General features: G+C 72.0%; 19 protein-coding genes. 7 read left to right on the top strand and 12 right to left on the bottom strand.

All coding sequences use genetic code 11. From position 1 onward, the window contains the following. Positions 1-156 precede the first annotated feature (156 nt). Positions 157-933: an enoyl-ACP reductase FabI gene (gene fabI / locus ACFYUZ_RS04570; protein WP_030691677.1), complete on the bottom strand. Its 777-nt coding sequence runs from the start codon at positions 931-933 to the stop codon at positions 157-159. 5 nt (positions 934-938) lie between these two features. Beyond that, positions 939-1,658, bottom strand: coding sequence for a 3-oxoacyl-[acyl-carrier-protein] reductase (gene fabG / locus ACFYUZ_RS04565; protein ID WP_030691676.1), 720 nt, complete (start codon positions 1,656-1,658; stop codon positions 939-941). 252 nt (positions 1,659-1,910) lie between these two features. Here fabG and ACFYUZ_RS04560 point away from each other — a divergent pair, with 252 nt between their 5' ends. From ACFYUZ_RS04560 to tyrS, 3 genes are read left to right on the top strand one after another with little or no spacing between them, the layout of a single operon-like run. Continuing rightward, a complete protein-coding gene (locus ACFYUZ_RS04560) occupies positions 1,911-3,434 on the top strand; it encodes a TldD/PmbA family protein (protein WP_389306187.1) in 1,524 nt (507 codons plus the stop codon). After that, entirely contained in the window at positions 3,431-4,822 is a 1,392-nt protein-coding gene (locus ACFYUZ_RS04555; protein ID WP_389306185.1) for a metallopeptidase TldD-related protein, read from the top strand. Before ACFYUZ_RS04560 ends, ACFYUZ_RS04555 begins: the two co-directional genes overlap by 4 nt. A gap of 55 nt (positions 4,823-4,877) precedes the next feature. Beyond that, the gene (gene tyrS / locus ACFYUZ_RS04550; RefSeq protein WP_389306184.1) at positions 4,878-6,143 is read left to right on the top strand and encodes a tyrosine--tRNA ligase; all 1,266 of its coding nucleotides are present in this window, start codon (positions 4,878-4,880) and stop codon (positions 6,141-6,143) included. Between the two features lie 60 nt (positions 6,144-6,203). On the opposite strand, the gene ACFYUZ_RS04545 is transcribed toward tyrS, so the two are convergent. Continuing rightward, positions 6,204-6,479 carry a GlsB/YeaQ/YmgE family stress response membrane protein gene (locus ACFYUZ_RS04545; protein WP_225802301.1) on the bottom strand — a complete coding sequence of 92 codons (276 nt, stop codon included), beginning with the start codon at positions 6,477-6,479 and terminating at the stop codon, positions 6,204-6,206. Between the two features lie 169 nt (positions 6,480-6,648). Here ACFYUZ_RS04545 and ACFYUZ_RS04540 point away from each other — a divergent pair, with 169 nt between their 5' ends. Both ACFYUZ_RS04540 and ACFYUZ_RS04535 read left to right on the top strand, forming a co-directional pair. Then, on the top strand, positions 6,649-6,975 hold the full coding sequence (locus tag ACFYUZ_RS04540; RefSeq protein WP_389306182.1) for a DUF3099 domain-containing protein: 327 nt from the start codon (positions 6,649-6,651) through the stop codon (positions 6,973-6,975). A 149-nt stretch (positions 6,976-7,124) separates the two neighbouring features. Then, complete coding sequence (locus tag ACFYUZ_RS04535) at positions 7,125-7,349, top strand: hypothetical protein (protein ID WP_389306180.1); 225 nt, start codon at positions 7,125-7,127, stop codon at positions 7,347-7,349. A 10-nt stretch (positions 7,350-7,359) separates the two neighbouring features. Here ACFYUZ_RS04535 and moaA read toward each other — a convergent pair whose 3' ends face one another. The 3 genes from moaA to ACFYUZ_RS04520 all read right to left on the bottom strand — a co-directional run bounded on the left by moaA (position 7,360) and on the right by ACFYUZ_RS04520 (position 10,493). Beyond that, complete coding sequence (gene moaA / locus ACFYUZ_RS04530) at positions 7,360-8,349, bottom strand: GTP 3',8-cyclase MoaA (RefSeq protein ID WP_389306178.1); 990 nt, start codon at positions 8,347-8,349, stop codon at positions 7,360-7,362. 150 nt (positions 8,350-8,499) lie between these two features. Further along, positions 8,500-10,125, bottom strand: a complete 1,626-nt coding sequence (locus tag ACFYUZ_RS04525; protein WP_389306177.1) for a cation acetate symporter — start codon at positions 10,123-10,125, stop codon at positions 8,500-8,502. After that, positions 10,122-10,493, bottom strand: a complete 372-nt coding sequence (locus ACFYUZ_RS04520) for a DUF485 domain-containing protein (protein WP_389306175.1) — start codon at positions 10,491-10,493, stop codon at positions 10,122-10,124. Before ACFYUZ_RS04520 ends, ACFYUZ_RS04525 begins: the two co-directional genes overlap by 4 nt. Before the next feature lie 273 nt (positions 10,494-10,766). On the opposite strand from ACFYUZ_RS04520, the gene ACFYUZ_RS04515 reads away from it, so the two are divergent. Beyond that, the gene (locus ACFYUZ_RS04515) at positions 10,767-12,299 is read left to right on the top strand and encodes a S8 family serine peptidase (RefSeq protein ID WP_389306173.1); all 1,533 of its coding nucleotides are present in this window, start codon (positions 10,767-10,769) and stop codon (positions 12,297-12,299) included. 92 nt (positions 12,300-12,391) lie between these two features. After that, positions 12,392-13,690, top strand: a complete 1,299-nt coding sequence (locus ACFYUZ_RS04510; protein WP_389306171.1) for a CoA transferase — start codon at positions 12,392-12,394, stop codon at positions 13,688-13,690. Between the two features lie 67 nt (positions 13,691-13,757). Here the strand turns inward: ACFYUZ_RS04510 and ACFYUZ_RS04505 are convergent, their stop codons facing one another. From ACFYUZ_RS04505 to ACFYUZ_RS04480, 6 genes are all read right to left on the bottom strand, one after another. Continuing rightward, positions 13,758-14,801, bottom strand: coding sequence for a zinc-dependent alcohol dehydrogenase family protein (locus ACFYUZ_RS04505; RefSeq protein WP_389306170.1), 1,044 nt, complete (start codon positions 14,799-14,801; stop codon positions 13,758-13,760). Between the two features lie 18 nt (positions 14,802-14,819). After that, a complete protein-coding gene (locus ACFYUZ_RS04500; protein ID WP_389306168.1) occupies positions 14,820-15,485 on the bottom strand; it encodes a lysoplasmalogenase in 666 nt (221 codons plus the stop codon). Beyond that, positions 15,482-16,393, bottom strand: a complete 912-nt coding sequence (locus ACFYUZ_RS04495; protein WP_389306167.1) for a sterol desaturase family protein — start codon at positions 16,391-16,393, stop codon at positions 15,482-15,484. Before ACFYUZ_RS04495 ends, ACFYUZ_RS04500 begins: the two co-directional genes overlap by 4 nt. 102 nt (positions 16,394-16,495) lie before the next feature. Continuing rightward, positions 16,496-17,212 (bottom strand): VIT family protein, encoded by a 717-nt coding sequence (locus ACFYUZ_RS04490; protein ID WP_389306165.1) that lies wholly within the window; start codon positions 17,210-17,212, stop codon positions 16,496-16,498. Positions 17,213-17,236: 24 nt separating this feature from the next. Next, positions 17,237-18,463 carry an amidohydrolase family protein gene (locus ACFYUZ_RS04485; RefSeq protein ID WP_389306163.1) on the bottom strand — a complete coding sequence of 409 codons (1,227 nt, stop codon included), beginning with the start codon at positions 18,461-18,463 and terminating at the stop codon, positions 17,237-17,239. Further along, on the bottom strand, positions 18,460-19,761 hold the full coding sequence (locus ACFYUZ_RS04480; RefSeq protein ID WP_389306162.1) for an amidohydrolase family protein: 1,302 nt from the start codon (positions 19,759-19,761) through the stop codon (positions 18,460-18,462). The genes ACFYUZ_RS04485 and ACFYUZ_RS04480 overlap by 4 nt, the downstream gene beginning before the upstream one ends. Positions 19,762-19,764: the final 3 nt, after the last annotated feature.

Genomic DNA, 19,764 nt, shown 5'->3' with positions numbered 1-19,764 from the left:
GCCCCCCCCCCCCCCGGCCTGCCGGGTCGGGGGGGGGGGGGGGGGGGGTGCCCCCCCGGTGGGGTGGGGGGGGCGGGGGGGGGGGGGGGGGCCCCCCCCGCGCCCCCCCCACGGCCCTCTCTGCTCGTACGGAGCCGTACGCGCCGTACGGAGCGGTTACGCGCCGATGGCGTGCAGACCGCCGTCCACGTGGATGATCTCGCCCGTGGTCTTCGGGAACCAGTCCGAGAGCAGCGCGACGATGCCGCGGCCGGCCGGCTCCGGGTCCGAGAGCTCCCACTCCAGCGGGGAACGGCTGTCCCACACGGAGGCCAGCTCGCCGAAGCCCGGGATGGACTTCGCGGCCATGGAGCCGAGCGGGCCCGCCGAGATCAGGTTGCAGCGGATGTTCTGCTTGCCGAGGTCGCGCGCCATGTAGCGGCTGGTGGCCTCCAGGGCGGCCTTGGCCGGGCCCATCCAGTCGTACTGCGGCCAGGCGAACTTGGCGTCGAAGGTGAGGCCGACGACCGAACCGCCCTCGGACATCAGCGGCAGCAGCGCCATGGTCAGCGACTTCAGGGAGAAGGCGGAGACGTGCATGGCGGTGGCCACGGACTCGAACGGCGTGTTCAGGAAGTTGCCGCCGAGCGCGTCCTGCGGCGCGAAGCCGATGGAGTGCACGATGCCGTCGAGCCGGTCGCCCAGGTGCTCGCGGACCTGGCCCTCCAGGCGGGCGAGGTGCTCGTCGTTCGAGACGTCGAGCTCCAGGACCTTGACGTTCTCGGGCTTGGGGAGCTTCTTGGCGATGCGCTCGGTCAGCGTCGGCCGCGGCCAGGCGGTGAGGATGATCTCCGCACCCTGCTCCTGGGCCAGCTTCGCGGCGTGGAAGGCGATGGAGGACTCCATCAGCACACCGGTGATGAGGATGCGCTTGCCCTCGAGAATTCCGCTCATGGTGATCAGTGACCCATGCCCAATCCGCCGTCAACCGGGATGACGGCTCCAGTGATGTACGAGGCGTCGTCGGAGGCGAGGAACTTCACCGCGGCGGCGATCTCCTCCGGCTGCGCGTAACGGCCCAGCGGCACCTGGGACACGATGCCCGCGCGCTGCTCGTCGGTGAGCACCGCGGTCATGTCGGTGTCGACGAAGCCGGGGGCGACGACGTTGAAGGTGATGTTGCGCGAGCCGAGCTCACGCGCGAGGGAACGGGCGAAACCGACCAGGCCGGCCTTGGAGGCGGCGTAGTTGGCCTGGCCCGCGGAGCCCAGCAGACCGACCACCGAGGAGATCAGGACGACACGGCCCTTCTTGGCCCGCAGCATCCCGCGGTTGGCGCGCTTGACGACCCGGAAGGTGCCGGTGAGGTTGGTGTCGAGGACGGACGTGAAGTCCTCCTCGGTCATGCGCATGAGGAGCTGGTCCTTCGTCACGCCGGCGTTGGCCACGAGGACCTCCACCGGGCCGTGCTTCTCCTCGATCTCCTTGTAGGCCGTCTCCACCTGCTCCGCGTCGGTGATGTCGCACTTGACGGGGAGGCAGCCGAGCTCGACCAGGGCGGCCGGGGGCTCGCCGGAGCGGTACGTGATCGCGACCTTGTCGCCGGCCTCGGCGAACGCGCGGGCGATGGCGAGGCCGATGCCCCGGTTTCCTCCGGTGACGAGAACCGAGCGGCTCAACGGATCACCCTTTCGATAGCGGTCTGGTAGCCGAAAACCTATCGGTATCGCCCCCGACATGAGGAATCGACCTCCCACAGTGGCGTACGGGCGTCACTGTCGGGTCCCTACAGCTCGGGGCCGGTGCGGAGCGGCCCGCGAGCGCCCCGGGGGCGGACTCCGATCCAATGCGCGGACTCGGCCGCCCGTCCCGTGATTGACTTCCCGGACAGTTCAACCGCCGTCTTCCGATCGCCGAGAGCGAGGCCGCTCGTGGTCCATCAGATCGACCCTTCGTTCGTCGCGCTGCCGTTGCGGGCGCTCGCCGACGCGGCGCTCGCCCGAGCGCGCGCGCTGGGTGCCGAGCACGCGGACTTCCGCCTGGAGCGGGTGCGCAGCGCCTCGTGGCGGCTGCGCGACGCCAAACCGTCGGGGTCCTCGGACACCACGGACCTCGGTTACGCGGTGCGGGTGGTGCACGGCGGGGCCTGGGGCTTCGCGTCGGGCGTCGACCTGACGATGGACGGGGCCGCGCGGGTCGCCTCGCAGGCGGTCGCCATGGCCAAGCTGTCGGCGAAGGTGATCGCGGCGGCGGGCTCCGACGAGCGCGTGGAGCTGGCCGAGGAGCCGGTGCACGCGGAGCGGACGTGGGTCTCCTCGTACGAGATCGACCCCTTCTCCGTCCCCGCCGAGGAGAAGGGCGCGCTGCTCGCCGACTGGAGCGCGCGGCTGCTCCGGGCGGAGGGCGTGGCGCACGTGGACGCCTCGCTGCTGACCGTCCACGAGAACAAGTTCTACGCGGACACGGCCGGCACCGTGACCACCCAGCAGCGCGTCCGGCTGCACCCGCAGCTCACGGCGGTCGCCGTGGACGAGACGACCGGCGAGTTCGACTCGATGCGGACGATCGCGCCGCCGGTCGGACGGGGCTGGGAGTACCTGACGGGGACCGGCTGGGACTGGGACAAGGAGCTCGACGAGATCCCGGGGCTGCTCGCCGAGAAGATGCGGGCGCCGAGCGTGGAGGCGGGCCGGTACGACCTGGTCGTCGACCCGTCGAACCTGTGGCTGACGATCCACGAGTCCATCGGGCACGCCACCGAGCTGGACCGGGCGCTGGGCTACGAGGCGGCGTACGCGGGCACCTCGTTCGCCACCTTCGACCAGCTGGGCAAGCTGGCGTACGGCTCCTCGATCATGAACGTGACGGGTGACCGGACCGCCGAGCACGGTCTCGCCACGGTCGGCTTCGACGACGAGGGCGTCGAGGCGCAGAGCTGGGACCTGGTGAAGGACGGCACGCTCGTCGGCTACCAGCTGGACCGGCGGATCGCGAAGCTGACGGGCCTCGGCCGGTCGAACGGCTGCGCCTTCGCCGACTCCCCCGCGCACGTCCCGGTGCAGCGGATGGCGAACGTCTCGCTCCAGCCGGACCCGGGCGGCCTGTCGACCGAGGACCTGATCGGGGGCGTGGAGCGCGGCATCTACGTGGTCGGCGACCGGTCCTGGTCGATCGACATGCAGCGCTACAACTTCCAGTTCACCGGCCAGCGCTTCTTCCGCATCGAGAACGGCCGCCTCGCCGGGCAGCTGCGGGACGTGGCGTACCAGGCGACGACGACCGACTTCTGGGGCTCGATGGAGCAGGTCGGCGGCCCGCAGACGTACGTCCTCGGTGGCGCCTTCAACTGCGGCAAGGCCCAGCCGGGCCAGGTCGCCGCCGTCTCGCACGGCTGCCCCTCCGCCCTCTTCCGGGGTGTGAACATCCTCAACACCACGCAGGAGGCCGGTCGATGAGCCGCGTCAGCAAGCCGTACGAGATCGTCGAGCGGGCCCTGGAGCTGTCCCGCGCGGACGGGTGTGTCGTCATCGCCGACGAGGAGTCCTCGGCCAATCTGCGCTGGGCCGGGAACGCGCTCACCACGAACGGGGTGACCCGGGGCCGGACGCTCACCGTGATCGCGACCGTCGACGGCGCCCAGGGCACCGCCTCCGGCGTCGTCTCGCGGTCCGCCGTGACCGTCGACGACCTGGAGCCCCTGGTCCGGGCCGCCGAGGCCGCCGCGCGCGCCGCCGGGCCCGCCGAGGACGCCCAGCCGCTGGTGGAGGGCGTGCCCGCCTCGCCCGACTTCACGGACGCCCCGGCGGAGACCTCCTCCGCCGTCTTCACCGACTTCGCCCCGGCGCTCGGCGAGGCCTTCGCACGCGCGCGTGCCGGCGGACGCGAGCTCTACGGCTTCGCCAACCACGAGCTGACCTCGACCTACCTGGGCACGTCCACGGGGCTGCGGCTGCGGCACGACCAGCCCAACGGGACCCTGGAGCTCAACGCCAAGTCCCCCGACCGCTCGCGCTCCGCCTGGGCCGGGCGCTCGACCCGGGACTTCAAGGACGTCGACCCGGCCGCGCTGGACGCCGAGCTGGCCACCCGCCTCGGCTGGGCGGAGCGGAGGATCGAGCTGCCCGCCGGCCGGTACGAGACGCTGCTGCCGCCGACCGCCGTGGCCGACCTGATGATCTACCAGCTGTGGTCCTCGGCGGCCCGGGACGCGGTGGAGGGCCGTACGGTCTTCTCCAAGCCCGGCGGCGGCACCCGGCTCGGCGAGACGCTCTCCCCGCTGCCGCTGACGCTGCGCAGCGACCCGAACGAGCCGGGTCTGGAGTCCTCGCCGTTCGTGATCGCGCACTCCTCCGGCGACGACTCCTCCGTCTTCGACAACGGTCTGCCGGTCGGGCCGGTCGACTGGGTGAAGGCCGGCGCCCTGGCGCATCTGATCACCACCCGGCACACGGCGGCGCTTACTCGCTTGCCCGTGGCGCCGGGAGCGGGGAACCTGATCCTGGACGGCGGCGGCGAGCGCTCCCTGGAGGAGATGGTGGCCGCCACGGAGCGGGGCCTGCTGCTGACCTGCCTCTGGTACATCCGCGAGGTCGACCCGGCGACGCTGCTGCTGACCGGGCTGACCCGGGACGGCGTCTACCTCGTGGAGAACGGCGAGGTGGTCGGCGAGGTGAACAACTTCCGGTTCAACGAGTCGCCGGTGGACCTGCTGTCGCGGGCCACGGAGGCGGGCCGTACGGAGAAGACGCTGCCGCGCGAGTGGAGCGACTGGTTCACCCGGGCGGCGATGCCCGCCCTGCGGGTGCCGGACTTCAACATGAGCTCGGTCAGCAAGGGGGTCTGACCCGCCTAGACTGGGCCGACGTAGCACTGACGACTTTCTGAGGAGACGGACGATCGTGACGGACATCGTCGACGAGCTGAAGTGGCGCGGGCTGTTCGCCCAGTCCACCGATGAGGACGCACTGCGCAAGGCTCTCGCGGACGGTCCCGTCACGTTCTATTGCGGTTTCGACCCGACCGCGGCCAGTCTCCACGTCGGCCACCTGGTCCAGGTCCTCACCGTCCGCCGGCTCCAGCAGGCGGGGCACCGGCCGCTGGCGCTGGTCGGCGGGGCCACCGGGCAGATCGGCGACCCGCGTCCGACGGCCGAGCGCACCCTGAACGACCCCGAGACGGTCGCGAACTGGGTGACCCGGCTGCGCTCGCAGATCGAGCCCTTCCTCTCCTTCGAGGGGGAGAACGCGGCGATCATGGTGAACAACCTGGACTGGACCGCCGAGATGTCGGCGATCGAGTTCCTGCGGGACATCGGCAAGCACTTCCGGGTCAACAAGATGCTGACCAAGGACTCCGTCGCCCGGCGTCTGGAGTCCGAGCAGGGCATCAGCTACACCGAGTTCAGCTACCAGCTGCTCCAGGGCATGGACTTCCTGGAGCTGTACCGCCGCTACGGCTGCACGCTCCAGCAGGGCGGCTCGGACCAGTGGGGCAACCTGGTGGCCGGCCTCGACCTGATCCACCGCCTGGAGCCGGGCGCCGAGGTGCACGCGCTCGCGACCCCGCTGATGGTGAAGGCGGACGGCACCAAGTTCGGCAAGACCGAGGGCGGGGCCGTCTGGCTGGACCCGGAGATGACGACGCCGTACGCGTTCTACCAGTTCTGGCTGAACGTGGACGACCGGGACATCTCGACGTACATGCGGATCCTGTCCTTCAAGTCCCGCGAGGAGCTGGAGGAGCTGGAGGCGCAGACCGCCGAGCGGCCGCAGGCGCGCGCCGCCCAGCGGGCGCTCGCCGAGGAGCTCACCACCCTGGTGCACGGCGCCGAGCAGTGCGCGGCCGTCATCAACGCCTCCAAGGCGCTGTTCGGGCAGGGCGACCTGGCCGAGCTGGACGAGCCGACGCTGGCCGCCGCGCTGTCCGAGCTGCCGCACGCGCGCGTGACCGGGCTCGGCCAGGTCGTGGACCTGTTCGCCGAGGTCGGCCTCGTGGCGAGCAAGTCGGCGGCGCGGCGCACGGTGAAGGAGGGCGGGGCCTACGTGAACAACGTGAAGGTGACCGCCGAGGACGCCGAGGTGTCGGCGGAGGAGCTGCTGCACGGCCGGTGGCTGGTGCTGCGGCGCGGCAAGAAGAACCTGGCGGCGATCGAGTTCGCCGGCTAGCGGGGACACGGGAGAGGCCCGGTACGCGCGCGGTGCGCCGTACCGGGCCTCTCGCCGCCGTCAGGCGCGCTGCCTGTTGCCCCTGATCGAGGCCCACAGCATGTCGCCCACACCGACCACGGCGACGGCGCCGATCAGCTGGAGCAGGTGCCGGGTCCAGTCGATGCCCTTGGTGTCATTGACTCCGATCCAGGTCGCGACCGCGTTTCCGAGCACGCTGCCGAGAATGCCGAACACGGTCGTCAGCCACAGCGGGATCTGCTGCTTCCCGGGCAGGATCGCCTTCGCGATCAGACCGAGGACGAATCCCACGATGATCGCCCACAACCAACTCATCATCGCCTCCTAGTGCGCATGTGGGCCCAGTCTCGGCCCATCGACCATACGGCGCATGTCGGACACCGCCGTACGTGCCCCGACCTCGTCGGTTCCGGGGGGCGGGCGTACGGTGGAGAGAGAACCGGACCGGGGAGGGTCCGGCACGACCGGTGGGTGGTGAGCGGCTATGCCGAAGCATGGCGGGACCGAGGTCTTCCGGATCACGGGGGCCCGGCAGGGGCTCGCCGACGACGTGCGGGGGCGACAGCGGCGCTACGTCATCTCGATGACGGTGCGGACGCTCTCCGTGATCGCCGCGACGGTGCTGTGGAACGTCGAGCGGCACGTGGCCTTCGTGGCGCTGGGCCTGGGCCTCCTGCTCCCCTACATCGCCGTGGTGATCGCCAACGCGGGACGCGAGAGGGCTCCGTCCCTTCCCTCCACCTTCGTCCCCCCGCCGGTGCGGCCCGCACTCGACGCCCCGAACCTCAAGAAAACCTCAGATCAATCATGACGATCCGGTGCACCGCACCCCATGTGCCGTGACATACTGCCTACGCGCTCCGCATCCCCCGTCGGAGCGACGGACCGATGCCGGGCAGCTCCCCCCGTGGCTGCCCGGCATCGCCGTTGCTGGACAATGATCGGGTGATCAATGGTCCAGTGAGCGAAGACAAGCCGATCTGTTCCGCCAAGGGGTGCCGCGCCGACGCCGTCTGGGTCCTCGCGTGGAACAACCCCAAGCTGCACACGCCCGAGCGCCGCAAGACCTGGCTCGCGTGCGAGGAGCACCGCGAGCACCTCTCCCAGTTCCTGGGCGTACGGGGCTTCCTCAAGGACGTCGTGCCGCTGGGCGAGTGGGAGTCCGACGAGTCCGAGACCCCCTAGGGCCGGGGCGTCAGCCGCCGATCGCCGACATCGGGCGCTCGGGCTGGAGGAAGCTCGGGTCGTCGAGGCCCGAGCCCGCCTTCTTGCCCCACATGGCCTTCTTCCAGATCTCCGCGACCGTCTCGTCCGGGGCGTCCGAGCGGAGCGCGGCCCGCAGGTCCGTCTCCTCGGTCGCGAAGAGACAGGTGCGCACCTGACCGTCGGCGGTGAGGCGGGTGCGGTCGCAGGCCCGGCAGAACGGGCGGGTGACGGAGGCGATGACGCCGACCGTGTGCGGTCCGCCGTCGACCACCCAGCGCTCGGCGGGGGCCGAGCCGCGCTCCTCGGAGCCCTCGGGCGTGAGGGTGAAGCGGGTGCGCAGCGACTCCAGGATGTCCCCGGCGGTGATCATGCCGTCGCGCTTCCAGCCGTGCTGGGCGTCCAGGGGCATCTGCTCGATGAAGCGGAGCTCGTACCCCTCCTGGATCGCCCAGGCCAGCAGGTCGGGGGCCTCGTCGGCGTTGAGCCCGGGCATCAGGACGGCGTTGACCTTGACCGGGGTGAGGCCGGCCTCGCGGGCGGCGGCCATGCCGTCGAGGACGTCCTGGTGGCGGTCGCGCCGGGTGAGGGTCTTGAAGACGTCGGGGCGCAGGGTGTCGAGGGAGACGTTGACCCGGTCGAGGCCGGCCGTCTTGAGGGCGGCTGCGGTGCGCTTGAGTCCGATGCCGTTGGTGGTCAGGGACATCCGGGGGCGGGGCTCCAGGGCGGCGCAGCGCTCGACGATCCCGACGAGGCCGGGGCGGAGCAGCGGCTCGCCGCCGGTGAAGCGGACCTCGGTGACGCCGAGGTCGGTGACCGCGATGCGGATCAGCCGGACGATCTCGTCGTCGGTGAGGAGGTCCGGCTTGGCGAGCCATTGGAGGCCCTCTTCCGGCATGCAGTACGTGCAGCGCAGATTGCACCGGTCCGTGAGTGAGACGCGCAGGTCAGTGGCCACACGGCCGTAGGTGTCGATGAGCACTGTGGCCCCCTCCCCGGATTCCGGATGCGTGTTCTTCGAGCCTACGCGAGCGCACGGACAACGAGCAGGGCAGATTGTCACGAGGACCGGCGCGGCCGCGTCGTAGAACTCTACGACGCGGCCGTCGTGCGGTCGCGGAACGTAGGCGGTTCAGTGCGCTCCGACTCCGGTGAGGGACTTGACCTCCAGTTCCGCGTACTTGCCCTTGTCCGGCTCCTCCTTGGAGAGGATCGAGCCGAGCCAGCCGAGCAGGAAGCCGAGCGGGATGGAGACGAGGCCGGGGTTCTCCAGCGGGAACCAGTAGAAGTCCACCGTCTTGAACATCGACGTGGGCTTGCCGGAGACGACCGGCGAGAAGATCACGAGGACGACGGCGGAGACCAGGCCGCCGTAGATCGACCACAGGGCCCCCTGGGTGGTGAACCGCTTCCAGAAGAGCGAGTAGAGGATCGTCGGCAGGTTGGCCGAGGCGGCGACCGCGAAGGCGAGGGCGACCAGGCCGGCGACGTTGAGGTCGCGGGCGAGGGCGCCGAGCGCGATGGAGACGACGCCGATGAGGACGGTCGCCCAGCGGGCGGCCCGCACCTCCTCCTGCTCGGTGGCCTTCCCGCGCCGGATGACGTTGGCGTAGATGTCGTGCGCGAAGGACGAGGAGGAGGCCAGGGTCAGGCCGGCGACGACGGCGAGGATGGTCGCGAAGGCGACGGCGGAGATGACGGCGAGGAGGATCGCGCCGCCGGTGGAGTCGGCTCCGCCGCCGATCTCCAGGGCGGCGAGCGGGGCCGCGGTGTTGCCGGCCTTGTTGGAGGCGACGATGTCGCTGTTCTTGAGGAGGGCGGCGGCGCCGAAGCCGAGGACGATCGTCATCAGGTAGAAGGCGCCGATGATGCCGATGGCCCAGTTGACGGACTTACGGGCGGCCTTGGCGGTCGGCACCGTGTAGAAGCGGATCAGGATGTGGGGCAGGCCGGCCGTGCCCAGGACGAGCGCGATGCCGAGCGAGAGGAAGTCCAGCTTGGAGGTGGCGGTGGCGCCGTACTTGAGGCCGGGCTCCAGGAAGGCCTCGCCCTTGCCGCTGTTGGTGGCGGCGGCGCCGAGCAGCTCCGAGATGTTGAAGTGGAACTTGAGGAGGATGAGGAAGGTGATCAGCAGGGTGCCTGCGATGAGCAGGACCGCCTTGACCATCTGCACCCAGGTGGTGCCCTTCATGCCGCCGATCGTCACGTACACGATCATCAGGAGGCCGACCAGGGCGACGATCGCGATCTTGCCGCCGTCGCTGGTGATGCCGAGCAGGAGCGAGACGAGGACGCCCGCGCCCGCCATCTGGGCGAGCAGGTAGAAGATCGAGACGACGATGGTCGAGGTGCCGGCGGCGGTGCGGACGGGCCGCTGGCGCATCCGGTAGGCGAGGACGTCCCCCATGGTGTACCGGCCGGAGTTGCGCAGCGGTTCGGCGACCAGGAGCAGGGCGACCAGCCAGGCGACGAGGAAGCCGATCGAGTAGAGGAAGCCGTCGTATCCGAAGAGGGCGATGGCTCCGGCGATGCCGAGGAAGGACGCGGCGGACATGTAGTCGCCGGAGATCGCGAGGCCGTTCTGGAAGCCGGTGAACTGGCGCCCGCCGGCGTAGAAGTCGGCGGCGCTGCGGGTCTGGCGGCCGGCCCAGACGGTGATGACGAGGGTGGCGACGACGAAGGCGCCGAACAGGGCGATGATCAGGGGCCGGTGCTCGGTGGTGGCGTTGCCCGCCGCGAGCAGGACGGGGGTGCTCATGCGTCGGCCTCCATGCGGTGCTTGATGGCCTCGGCCCGGGGGTCGAGGCGGTTCGCCGCGTGCCGGGAGTAGAGCCAGGCGATGAGGAACGTGGTGGCGAACTGGCCGAGACCGAGGACGAGCGCCACGTTGACGTTGCCGAACAGCTTGGTTCCCATGAAGTCGCCCGCGTAGTTGGAGAGCAGCACGTACAGCAGGTACCAGGCGATGAAGGCCAGGGTGAGGGGGAAGGCGAAGGAGCGGTACGTCCGGCGCAGTTCGCCGAACTCCGCGCCTTCCTGCACCTCGACGAACTGCTCCGTCGTGGGCGACGCGGGTGCGTGGTGGGTCTCCGTGCCGCTTCTGGGCGGCGATGCTTCGGTAGCCACGGAATCTCCTCGTGACGCGGGGGCGGGCGGCGCGGTCAAGGGGGCCTCGCCGGGGGTGCGGAAAGCGGGGCTCCGCGCGGAGCCCCTCCCCTGACCAACGGCACGGAGCCGGAAGCGAAGCGGTTCACCCGCGGGATTTTCTTGAACAGATCTTCATGAAGTCTTCTCAACTCATTGAAGCTTCGGGAAGATCAGCGATAGCTTCACTCGTCATGCACCTGTCCACGCGTAAACCCGCGCGCGGACAGTACATACGGATGATGTGGAGAACCCATGGCTCATCTGGGATCGAGGCGCGGCCGAGCTCTTGCTCTGCCGGTTGGTCTCGCGCTCACGGCCTCGCTCGGCTTCCTCGCCCCCGGCGCCGCCTCCGCCGCGGAACTGAGCGACGCTCCGGCCACCGTGGCCACGAACGGCCCGAAGCTCTCGTACGTCGTCAACATCGAGGGCGGTCGCTGGACCGGCGCCTCGGTGAAGAAGGCGATCGCCGCCGCGGGCGGCGAGGTGGTCATCTCGTACGACCAGATAGGCGTCATCGTCGTCCACTCGCAGAACCCCGAGTTCGCGAAGACGATCCGCCAGGCGCGCGGCGTCGTGTCGGCCGGCGCGACCCGCACCGCTCCGCTCTCCGTCCAGTCCGACGACTCCGTCGACGAGGGCGCGCAGGCGCTGACCCCGGCCGAGATCAAGGCCGCCGCGGCCGCCGCGACGGACGGTCAGGACCCGATGGAGCCCCTGCAGTGGGACCTCCCGGCGATCAAGGCCGACAAGGCGCACAAGAAGACCCTCGGCAGCAGCCGGGTCACCGTCGGCATCATCGACACGGGCGTCGACGACACCCACCCGGACCTGGCGCCGAACTTCGACGCCGCCGCGTCCGCCAACTGCGTGTCCGGCAAGCCGGACACCACCGCCGGCTCGTGGCGTCCGATGGCGGGCGAGAGCGACCACGGCACGCACGTCGCGGGCACCATCGGCGCCGCCAAGAACGGCATCGGCATCACCGGTGTCGCGCCGGGCGTCAAGCTCGCCGGCATCAAGGTGTCCACCCCGGACGGCTTCTTCTACACCGAGGCCGTGGTCTGTGGCTTCGTGTGGGCGGCCGAGCACGGCGTCGACGTCACGAACAACAGCTACTACACCGACCCGTGGATGTTCGCCTGCAAGAACGACGAGGACCAGAAGGCCCTCATCGAGGCGGTCACCCGCGCCACCCGGTACGCGGAGAAGAAGGGCACGGTCAACGTCGCCGCCGCCGGCAACTCCAAGTTCGACCTGGCGGCCGACACGATCACCGACACGAGCAGCCCGAACGACACCACGGCTGTCACGCGTGACATCGACCCCAAGGAGTGCTTCGACTACCCGGCCATGCTGCCGGGCGTCGTGACGGTCTCCGCGACCGGCGCCAAGGACCTCAAGGCGTCCTACTCCAACTACGGTCTCGGCGTGATCGACGTCGCCGCCCCCGGCGGTGACCGCACCGAGTACCAGACGCCGGACGCCCCGGCGGTCAACGGCCGCATCCTGTCGACCACGGTCAACGGCGGCTACAACTACAAGGCCGGTACGTCGATGGCCTCGCCGCACGCGGCCGGCGTCCTGGCGCTCCTCAAGTCGACGCACCCCCACGCGAGCCCGGCGGCGCTGAAGGCCCTGCTGTACGCGCAGGCCGACGACCGCGCCTGCACCAACCCGTACGACATCGAGGGCGACGGCAAGATCGACGCCGTCTGCGAGGGCGGCGTGAACAAGAACGGCTTCTACGGAGCCGGTCTGATCGACGCGCTGGACGCCGTGAAGTAAGCGGTACCCCGTGCGGAAGGGCCCCGGTGTGGTGCGCCACACCGGGGCCCTCTCCGTGTCCGCGGGGTGGCACTGAGTGCCACACTACGATCATGGACGACACGGTGCGTACGGGTACGGAGTTGTTGTGGTCGGCCCTGGGCGGCGATCCCGCCCTCGTCGACCGCGTGGAGTACGGCGGGGTCTCCGGACTGTTGCCCGCGCGGCTGCCGGTGATGGACCTGGCGCGCGCGGCGGTCGCGGCCTGCTCGCTCGCCGCGGTGGAGCACGCGGGACTCCCGGGGCCGGTGCGGGTCGACGACGGGGCCGTCGCCACCGCCTTCGTGAGCGAACGTCACCTGCGGGTCGACGGACGGGCTCCGGTGAACTTCGCGCCGCTGTCGCGGTTCTGGCGGGCGGCCGACGGCTGGGTCCGCACGCACGCCAACTACCCGCACCACAAGGCGGCTCTGCTCGCGGCCCTGGGTGTCCCGGACTCCGTCGAGGCCGTCGCCGCGGCGATCGGCGAGCGGAGGGCCGTCGAGGTTGAGGCGGCGGTGTACGCGGCCGGGGGCCTGGCCGTCGCCCTGCGCACGCCCGAGGAGTGGGCGGCGAGCGAGCAGGGCCGGGAGGTGGCGGCGCGGCCGCTGCTGACCCGGGAGCGGCTCGACGGGGCCGCGCCCCGGCGGCGCTCCGGCCCGCTGCGGGTCCTCGACCTCACCCGGGTGATCGCCGGGCCCGTCGCGACCCGGACGCTGGCCCTGCTCGGCGCGGACGTGCTGCGGATCGATCCGCCGGGCAACCCCGAGCTGCCGGACCAGCACGCGGACACGGGCGTCGGCAAGCGGACGGCCGCGCTCGACCTGGACCGGCCGTCGGACCGGCGCACCTTCGACGGACTCCTCGACGCGGCCGACGTCCTGGTGACCGGCTACCGGCCGGGCGCGCTCGACCGGTTCGACCTGGAGCGGCCGGGCCTGGTGACCGCCCGCCTCTCCGCCTGGGGCGACTACGGGCCGTGGGGCGGACGGCGCGGCTTCGACTCCCTGGTGCAGGTGGCGACGGGGATCGCCGTCGTGGAGGGCTCGGCGGAGGAGCCGGGCGCGCTGCCGGCGCAGGCGCTGGACCACGGCACGGGGTATCTGCTCGCGGCGGCGGTGCTGCGCTCGCTGACCGAGCAGCGGGCGGAGGGCGGGAGCCTTCTCGTCCGCCTGGCCCTCGCGCAGACGGGGCACTGGCTGACGGGATCGCTGCCGCGGTACTCGCCGGAGCGGTACCTCGCGGAGTCGGAGGGGGCGCTGGGACGGCTGCGGTACGCGCTGTCGCCGGTGTCGTACGAGGGCGGGCCGGCGGGATGGAGCCGGGCGCCGGGGGTCGCGGGGGCGGACGCGGCGGAGTGGCTCGGGGGCTGAGGGAAGGACGTACGGGGGGAGCGGGCACCCGGCGACGGCGGGTGCCCGCTCCCCTCCGGTCCGGTCGCTACGGCTTGACCAGGACCTTCAGGGCCGTGCGGTCGTCCATCGCCTTGTAGCCGGCCGGGACGCCGTCCAGGCCGACCGTGAGGTCGAAGACCGGGGACGGGTCGATCGTGCCGGCCAGGACGTCCGGGAGGAGCTCCGGGATGTACGCGCGGACCGGGGCGACGCCGCCGCGCAGCGCGATGTTGCGGTCGAACATGACGGACAGGTCGAGGCCGGTGCCGCTGCCGTGCGGGACGCCGACGTAGCCGATGGAGCCGCCGTCGCGGGCGATCGCGACGGCCGTGCGCATGGACTGCTCGGTGCCCACGGCCTCGATGACGCCGTGGGCGCCCTGGCCGCCGGTGAGCTCGCGGACGGCGGCCTCGGCGGCCTCGCCGCGCTCGGCGACGACGTCGGTGGCGCCGAAGGCGCGGGCGATGTCGGTGCGGGCGGTGTGCCGGCCGAGCGCGATGATCCGCTCGGCGCCGAGCCGCTTGGCGGCGAGGACGCCGCAGAGGCCGACGGCCCCGTCGCCGACGACGGCGACCGTGGAGCCCTTCGTGACCCCCGCTCCGAGGGCCGCGTGGTGGCCCGTGCCCAGGACGTCGGAGAGGGCGAGCAGCGCGGTCAGGAGCCGGTCGTCGGAGGCGGCTTCGGCGGGGAGCTTGACGAGGGTGCCGTCGGCGAAGGGGACGCGGACGGCCTCGCCCTGGCCGCCGTCGGAGCCGACCGAGCCCCAGAATCCGCCGCGCGGGCAGGAGGTCTGGAGGCCCTCGGCGCAGTACTCGCAGGTGCCGTCGGACCAGACGAAGGGGGCGACGACGAGGTCGCCGGCGGCGAAGCCGGTGACCTCGGAGCCGGCCGCCTCGACGATGCCGAGGAACTCGTGGCCGATGCGCTGGCCGGGCTGCCGGGCGGACTCGCCGCGGTAGGCCCACAGGTCGCTGCCGCAGATGCAGGCGCGCAGGACCCGCAGGACGACGTCCGTGGGCTCCTGGACCACCGGGTCGGGCACGTCCTCCACGCGCATGTCGAAGGGGGCGTGGATGGTGGTGGCGCGCATGGGGGGTGGTCCTTGCTGTCAGACGGTTGTACGACGTTCACCGTACATCGCGCGGAGCGCTCCCGCCGTCAGCAGGTACTGCGCCGCGACATAGGTCAGCATGACCCAGAAGTCGGGCGCCGGCAGCTGGGGCCACTCGGCGACGCCGGTGGCGATGAGGGTGTCGGACAGCAGGAACAGGGCGCCGCCGAGGCCGGCGAGGAGCCCGAGGGCGCTGGAGCGGTAGGCCGTCGCGGTGAGGAGCAGCGAGTAGCCGGCGACGGGGATCCTCAGGTCGGCGGGGAGGTCGGGCCAGAGGAGCAGGACGGTGCCGGCGAGCGCGGCCGCGTACAGGGCGCCGAGCGCCGGGGACGTGCGTCTCCGTCCGAAGAGGACCAGGTAGCAGACGTGTCCGGCGGCGAAGGAGCCCATGCCGACGAGGAAGGACCGGTCGGCGTCGGAGAGCAGGAGGACGTCGCCGCCCCAGCCGAGGAGGAGCGCGGCGGTGAGCGGCTTCGGGGCGCCGAGGGTGACGGCGTACGCGGCGAGCAGGGGCATCAGGAGCGGTTTGGCGATCTGGTGGCCGAGGTCGGCGCCGGCGAGCAGGGAGGCCAGGTCGACGGCGGTCGCGAGCCCGAAGGCGGCGAGGAGCGCGCGGGAGGCGGCGGTCGGGACGGCGCGGGCGGCCGCGGGGGCGGCGCTCACGCGGCGGCCCCGGGCGCGGCACCGGTCCGCGGGGCGGGCGCGGGATCCGTCGGGGCGCCGGCGTTCGTCCCGGCGGCCGGGGCCGGCTGCCAGCCCGGCCCCCGGAAGACCCGTCCGGCGCGCTCGCGCCAGTCGTGCGCGGCGCGCAGGTCGCGGGCGATGGCGGCGTACTCGTGGGTGGCGACGCGCAGCGGGTTGTAGGTCTCGATGTTCTTGGTGAGGCCGTAGACGGGCCGCTCGGTCTCGCCGGCCCAGGAACCGAACGCCCGGTCCCAGAGGATGAGGACGCCGCCGAAGTTCCGGTCCAGGTAGCCGCCCTGGGAGGCGTGGTGGACGCGGTGGTGCGAGGGGGTGTTGAGGACGTACTCGAAGGGGCGGGGGAGCTTGTCGATGCGCTCGGTGTGGATCCAGAACTGGTAGACGAGGTTGACCGAGTAGCAGAAGGCGACGGCCGCCGGGTGGACGCCGAGGGCGATCATCGGCAGGTAGAACGGCCAGCCGGTGACGCCGGTCCAGGGCTGGCGCAGGGCGGTGGAGAGGTTGAACCTCCGGCTGCTGTGGTGGACGACGTGGCAGGCCCAGAGGATGCGGACGACGTGGTGTCCGCGGTGCTGCCAGTAGTAGAGGAAGTCCTGCGCGAGCAGCATGAGCGGGATCGTCCACCAGAGGACGGGGACGCGGAGCGGGGTCAGCTCGTACACGGCGGTGTAGACCGCGACGACGGGGATCTTCCACAGGGCGTCGAAGAAGAGGCTTCCCAGGCCCATGCCGATGCTGGTGGCGGCGTCCTTGGCCTCGTAGCCGGCGGCGTCCTCGTCGGGGTGGATCCGGTGGCTGACCATCTCCAGGACGGTGAGCAGGACGAAGGCCGGTATGGACCAGAGCACGACGTCGGGCAGGTTCGGCATGGCGTCGACGGTAGGGGCGGCGGCCGGGGGCGGCTAGACGTCGTTACCGACAAGTATGCGAGACGACTTGTCAGCAAGCTTTGGCACCTTCCGACAAGCGCCTCAGACCCCTGCCGCCCCCAGCAGGGACCCGGCGGCGTAGGTGACCGCCATCGCGAGGGCGCCGCCCCCCACGTTGCGCAGGATCGCGGGCCCCGTGGGGGCGTCGCCGAGGCGGGCGCTCCACCAGCCGGTGAGGACGAGGGCGGCGAGGACGGAGAGGACCGTGATCCAGAGGCGGGCGGAGGCCGGCGGGAGGACGATCGCGAGGAGCGGGAGCAGGGCGCCGACGGTGAAGGCGAGGAAGCTGGCGCCGGCCGCGTGCCAGGGGTTGGTGAGGTCGTCGGGGTCGATGCCGAGCTCCACGCGCGCGTGGGCGCGCAGGGCGTCGCGGGCGGTGAGCTGTTCGGCGGCCTCGCGGGCCACCTCCGGGGAGAGGCCCCGGGCGGCGAGCATGTCGGTCAGTTCGGCGAGTTCGGCCTCCGGCTGCTCGCGCAGTTCGCGCCTCTCCTGGGCGAGCGCGGCCCGCTCGGAGTCGCGCTGGCTGGAGACCGAGACGTACTCCCCCGCCGCCATCGACATGGAACCGGCGAGCAGCCCCGAGAGGCCGGCCGTGAGCAGCGCGGCCCGGGACTCGGTGGCGCCGGCGACGCCGACGACGAGGCCGGCGGTGGAGACGACGCCGTCGTTGGCTCCGAGCACGGCCGCCCGGAGCCAGTTGAGACGGGTGCCGAGGCCGCCGCCGTGGGCCTCGTCCTCGTGTACGGGGGCTTCAGTCACTCCAGGAGGGTCGCATCCGCCGCCTCACCACACGCGGACCGACCCGCCCGGGGCGAAGGCCGGGCTGGTGGCGCCCGCGGGGACCTCCTCCAGGGGCCGGGCGATCTCCTCGACGGTCGGGCCGTGGACGGCGGCGAGGCGGTCGAGGAGGGCGAGGTCGAAGCCGTAGACGCGGGCCGCGTTCCCGCCGACCATGGCGGCGACCTCCTCCCGGGGCAGTCCCGCGTAGGCGATGCGGAGGCCTTCGCGGGAGTACGGGGTGGTGCCCTCGTCGTGCGGGTAGTCGCTGCCCCACATGATCTTGTCGAGGCCGATCCGGTCGCGCAGCGGCACCTCGTGGGGGCGCATGAAGCTCGCGCCGACGAAGCAGTTGTCCCGCCAGACCTCGCGCGGGCCCTTCCCCATGGACTCCGCGAGGCCGGCGCCGAACTTGGACTCGGCGGTGGCGGCCTTCGTCGCGGCCGACACCAGGCGCCGGTGGTAGTAGTCCAGCATGTCGAGCACGCCGGGGATCCAGCCCGAGCCCTGCTCGGTCAGGACCAGCTTGAGCCCCGGATGGCGCCGGAACGCGCCGCCGAAGACCAGGTGCCACAGGGCCCGGTGGGAGAACCAGGTGGTCTCCACCATGAACACCGCGCGGGCGGCCGGTTCGTCGCCCAGCGGTGGCGAGGCGGAGCCGCCGTGGTGGTTGACCGGGACGTCGAGCTCGGCGCAGACCGCCCAGATCGGGTCGTACGCCGCCGAGTGCAGCTCCGGGACGGGCGAGCCCGGCGGGACCCCCGGCAGCAGGATGCCGCCGGTCAGCCCGGCCTCGCGGGCGCGGCGGATCTCCTCGACCGCCGCGTCCACGTCGTTGAGGAGGATCTGCGCCACCCCCGCCCTGCGCCCCGGGGCGTCGGCGCAGAAGTCGGCCAGCCAGCGGTTGTGCGCCTGGAGCCCGGCCCAGCGCTGCTCGTACTCGGCGCGGGTGGGCGGCTGGGCCATCAGGGAGGCCTTGGGGAAGAACGGCGGGATGGTGTTGGGGAAGACGACCTCGGCGACGATGCCGTCCGCCTCCAGCTCGCGCAGCCTGCGCCGCGAGTTCCAGTTGCGGTCGGCGGTGTCGGCGAGGAGGTCCTCGTACGGGTTGACGTAGCCGGCCGCCCAGGCGTCGAAGTCGTCGTGGTGCTTCTTCTCCAGGTACGGCTTGTAGTCGAGCAGGTCGGCGCCGGCGTGGCAGTCGGCGGAGATCACGGTGTAGCGGTCGGTCACGGGTTCACCCCCAGGACCGGGAAGTCGTGCTCGGTGAGCCAGTGCCGGCCGACCTCGCGGGAGCGGGCCCAGGAGGCCTCGACGGCGGCCTGGTCGGCGGGCTGGCCGAGGTCGGCGGGGGTGGGGCCGATCCGGCGGGCGATCGGGTCCAGCGCGCCGACGTCGAAACCGAAGACCTCGGCGGCGGCGAGGCCCAGCATCCGCCGCGTCTCCTCGACCGGGATGTCGTGGAACGTCTTCCGCAGCCACGCGCGCGTGTCGGGCCACGTGCCCTCCGGGTGCGGGAAGTCCGAGCCCCACAGGATGTTGTCGACGCCGATCTCGTAACGCTGCGCGAGCTCGCGGCGCTTGGTGTTGGTGGCGCAGACGAAGACCTGCCGGTCCAGGTACTCGCTCGGCGGCCGCTTCAGCTCGGCGAACGGGGACAGCTTCTTGCCGCCGTGCGCACCCAGGTAGAGACGGTCCATGAACCAGAGCAGGTTCGGCAGCCACCAGCAGCCGGACTCGGCGACCCCGAACCGCAGGCCGGGGTGGCGCTCGAAGGCGCCCGACCAGAGCAGGAACCACAGCGGCCTGGCCGGCCACCAGGTGACCTCGGAGACGTAGATGCCGAGGTGGTCCCCGTACTCCTCGCGCGGCGCCGCCCCGGAGTGGGTGACGACCGGCATCCCGGTCTCGGCGGCCGCCGCCCACACCGGGTCGTAACGCCGGTCGTGGTAGGGGGCCTTGTCCACCCACATGGAGGGGATCATGAGCGCGCCGAGGCCGGACTCCTTGGCGCGGTGGATCTCGGCGACGACCTCGCGGACGTCGGCGGTGACGGGGAGGAGGGCGACCCCGCAGTGCCGGGCCGCGTTTTCGGCGTTCCCGCCCACGAAGTCGGCGAGCCAGCGGTTGTGCGCCTTCGCGCCCGCCATGCCGAGCTCGGGGTCCTGGTCGCCGGAGAGCCCGAGGCCGACGCCGAAGGGCGCGGCGGTCCGGCTGTCGACGGCGTCCGCGTCGGGGAAGACGACCTCGGCGGCCACCCCGTCGCCGTCGAGCTCCTTGATGCGCTGCGCGGGGTCCCAGCCGCCGCGCAGGCCCTCCTCGTTGTCGTGGAACCACTTGTCCGCGAAGGCCTCGTTGCGCACCCCGAGCCGGGTCATGGCCTCGCGGCGGGCCTCGCGCCCCGCGAGGAAGTCGTCGAAGTCCCGGTGGAAGCGGGGGTCGAGATAGGGCCGGTACTCCTCGGTGGGCAGCCCGGCGTGACAGTCGGAGGAGATGATCAGATACGGGTCCTCATGGCGCTCGTTGCTCATGGC

The organism is Streptomyces sp. NPDC004266 (genome assembly GCF_042874095.1).
GTDB lineage: Bacteria > Actinomycetota > Actinomycetes > Streptomycetales > Streptomycetaceae > Streptomyces.
This window is presented reverse-complemented; position numbering and strand designations above follow the sequence as displayed.

Bases quoted from the DNA above. Each gene is read 5' to 3' on its own strand.
- fabI (WP_030691677.1), bottom strand. From the start codon at position 933: ATGAGCGGAATTCTCGAGGGCAAGCGCATCCTCATCACCGGTGTGCTG.
- ACFYUZ_RS04555 (WP_389306185.1), top strand. From the start codon at position 3,431: ATGAGCCGCGTCAGCAAGCCGTACGAGATCGTCGAGCGGGCCCTGGAG.
- ACFYUZ_RS04545 (WP_225802301.1), bottom strand. From the start codon at position 6,479: ATGAGTTGGTTGTGGGCGATCATCGTGGGATTCGTCCTCGGTCTGATC.
- ACFYUZ_RS04540 (WP_389306182.1), top strand. From the start codon at position 6,649: ATGCCGAAGCATGGCGGGACCGAGGTCTTCCGGATCACGGGGGCCCGG.
- ACFYUZ_RS04525 (WP_389306177.1), bottom strand. From the start codon at position 10,125: ATGAGCACCCCCGTCCTGCTCGCGGCGGGCAACGCCACCACCGAGCAC.
- ACFYUZ_RS04515 (WP_389306173.1), top strand. From the start codon at position 10,767: ATGGCTCATCTGGGATCGAGGCGCGGCCGAGCTCTTGCTCTGCCGGTT.
- ACFYUZ_RS04510 (WP_389306171.1), top strand. From the start codon at position 12,392: ATGGACGACACGGTGCGTACGGGTACGGAGTTGTTGTGGTCGGCCCTG.
- ACFYUZ_RS04505 (WP_389306170.1), bottom strand. From the start codon at position 14,801: ATGCGCGCCACCACCATCCACGCCCCCTTCGACATGCGCGTGGAGGAC.
- ACFYUZ_RS04495 (WP_389306167.1), bottom strand. From the start codon at position 16,393: ATGCCGAACCTGCCCGACGTCGTGCTCTGGTCCATACCGGCCTTCGTC.
- ACFYUZ_RS04480 (WP_389306162.1), bottom strand. From the start codon at position 19,761: ATGAGCAACGAGCGCCATGAGGACCCGTATCTGATCATCTCCTCCGAC.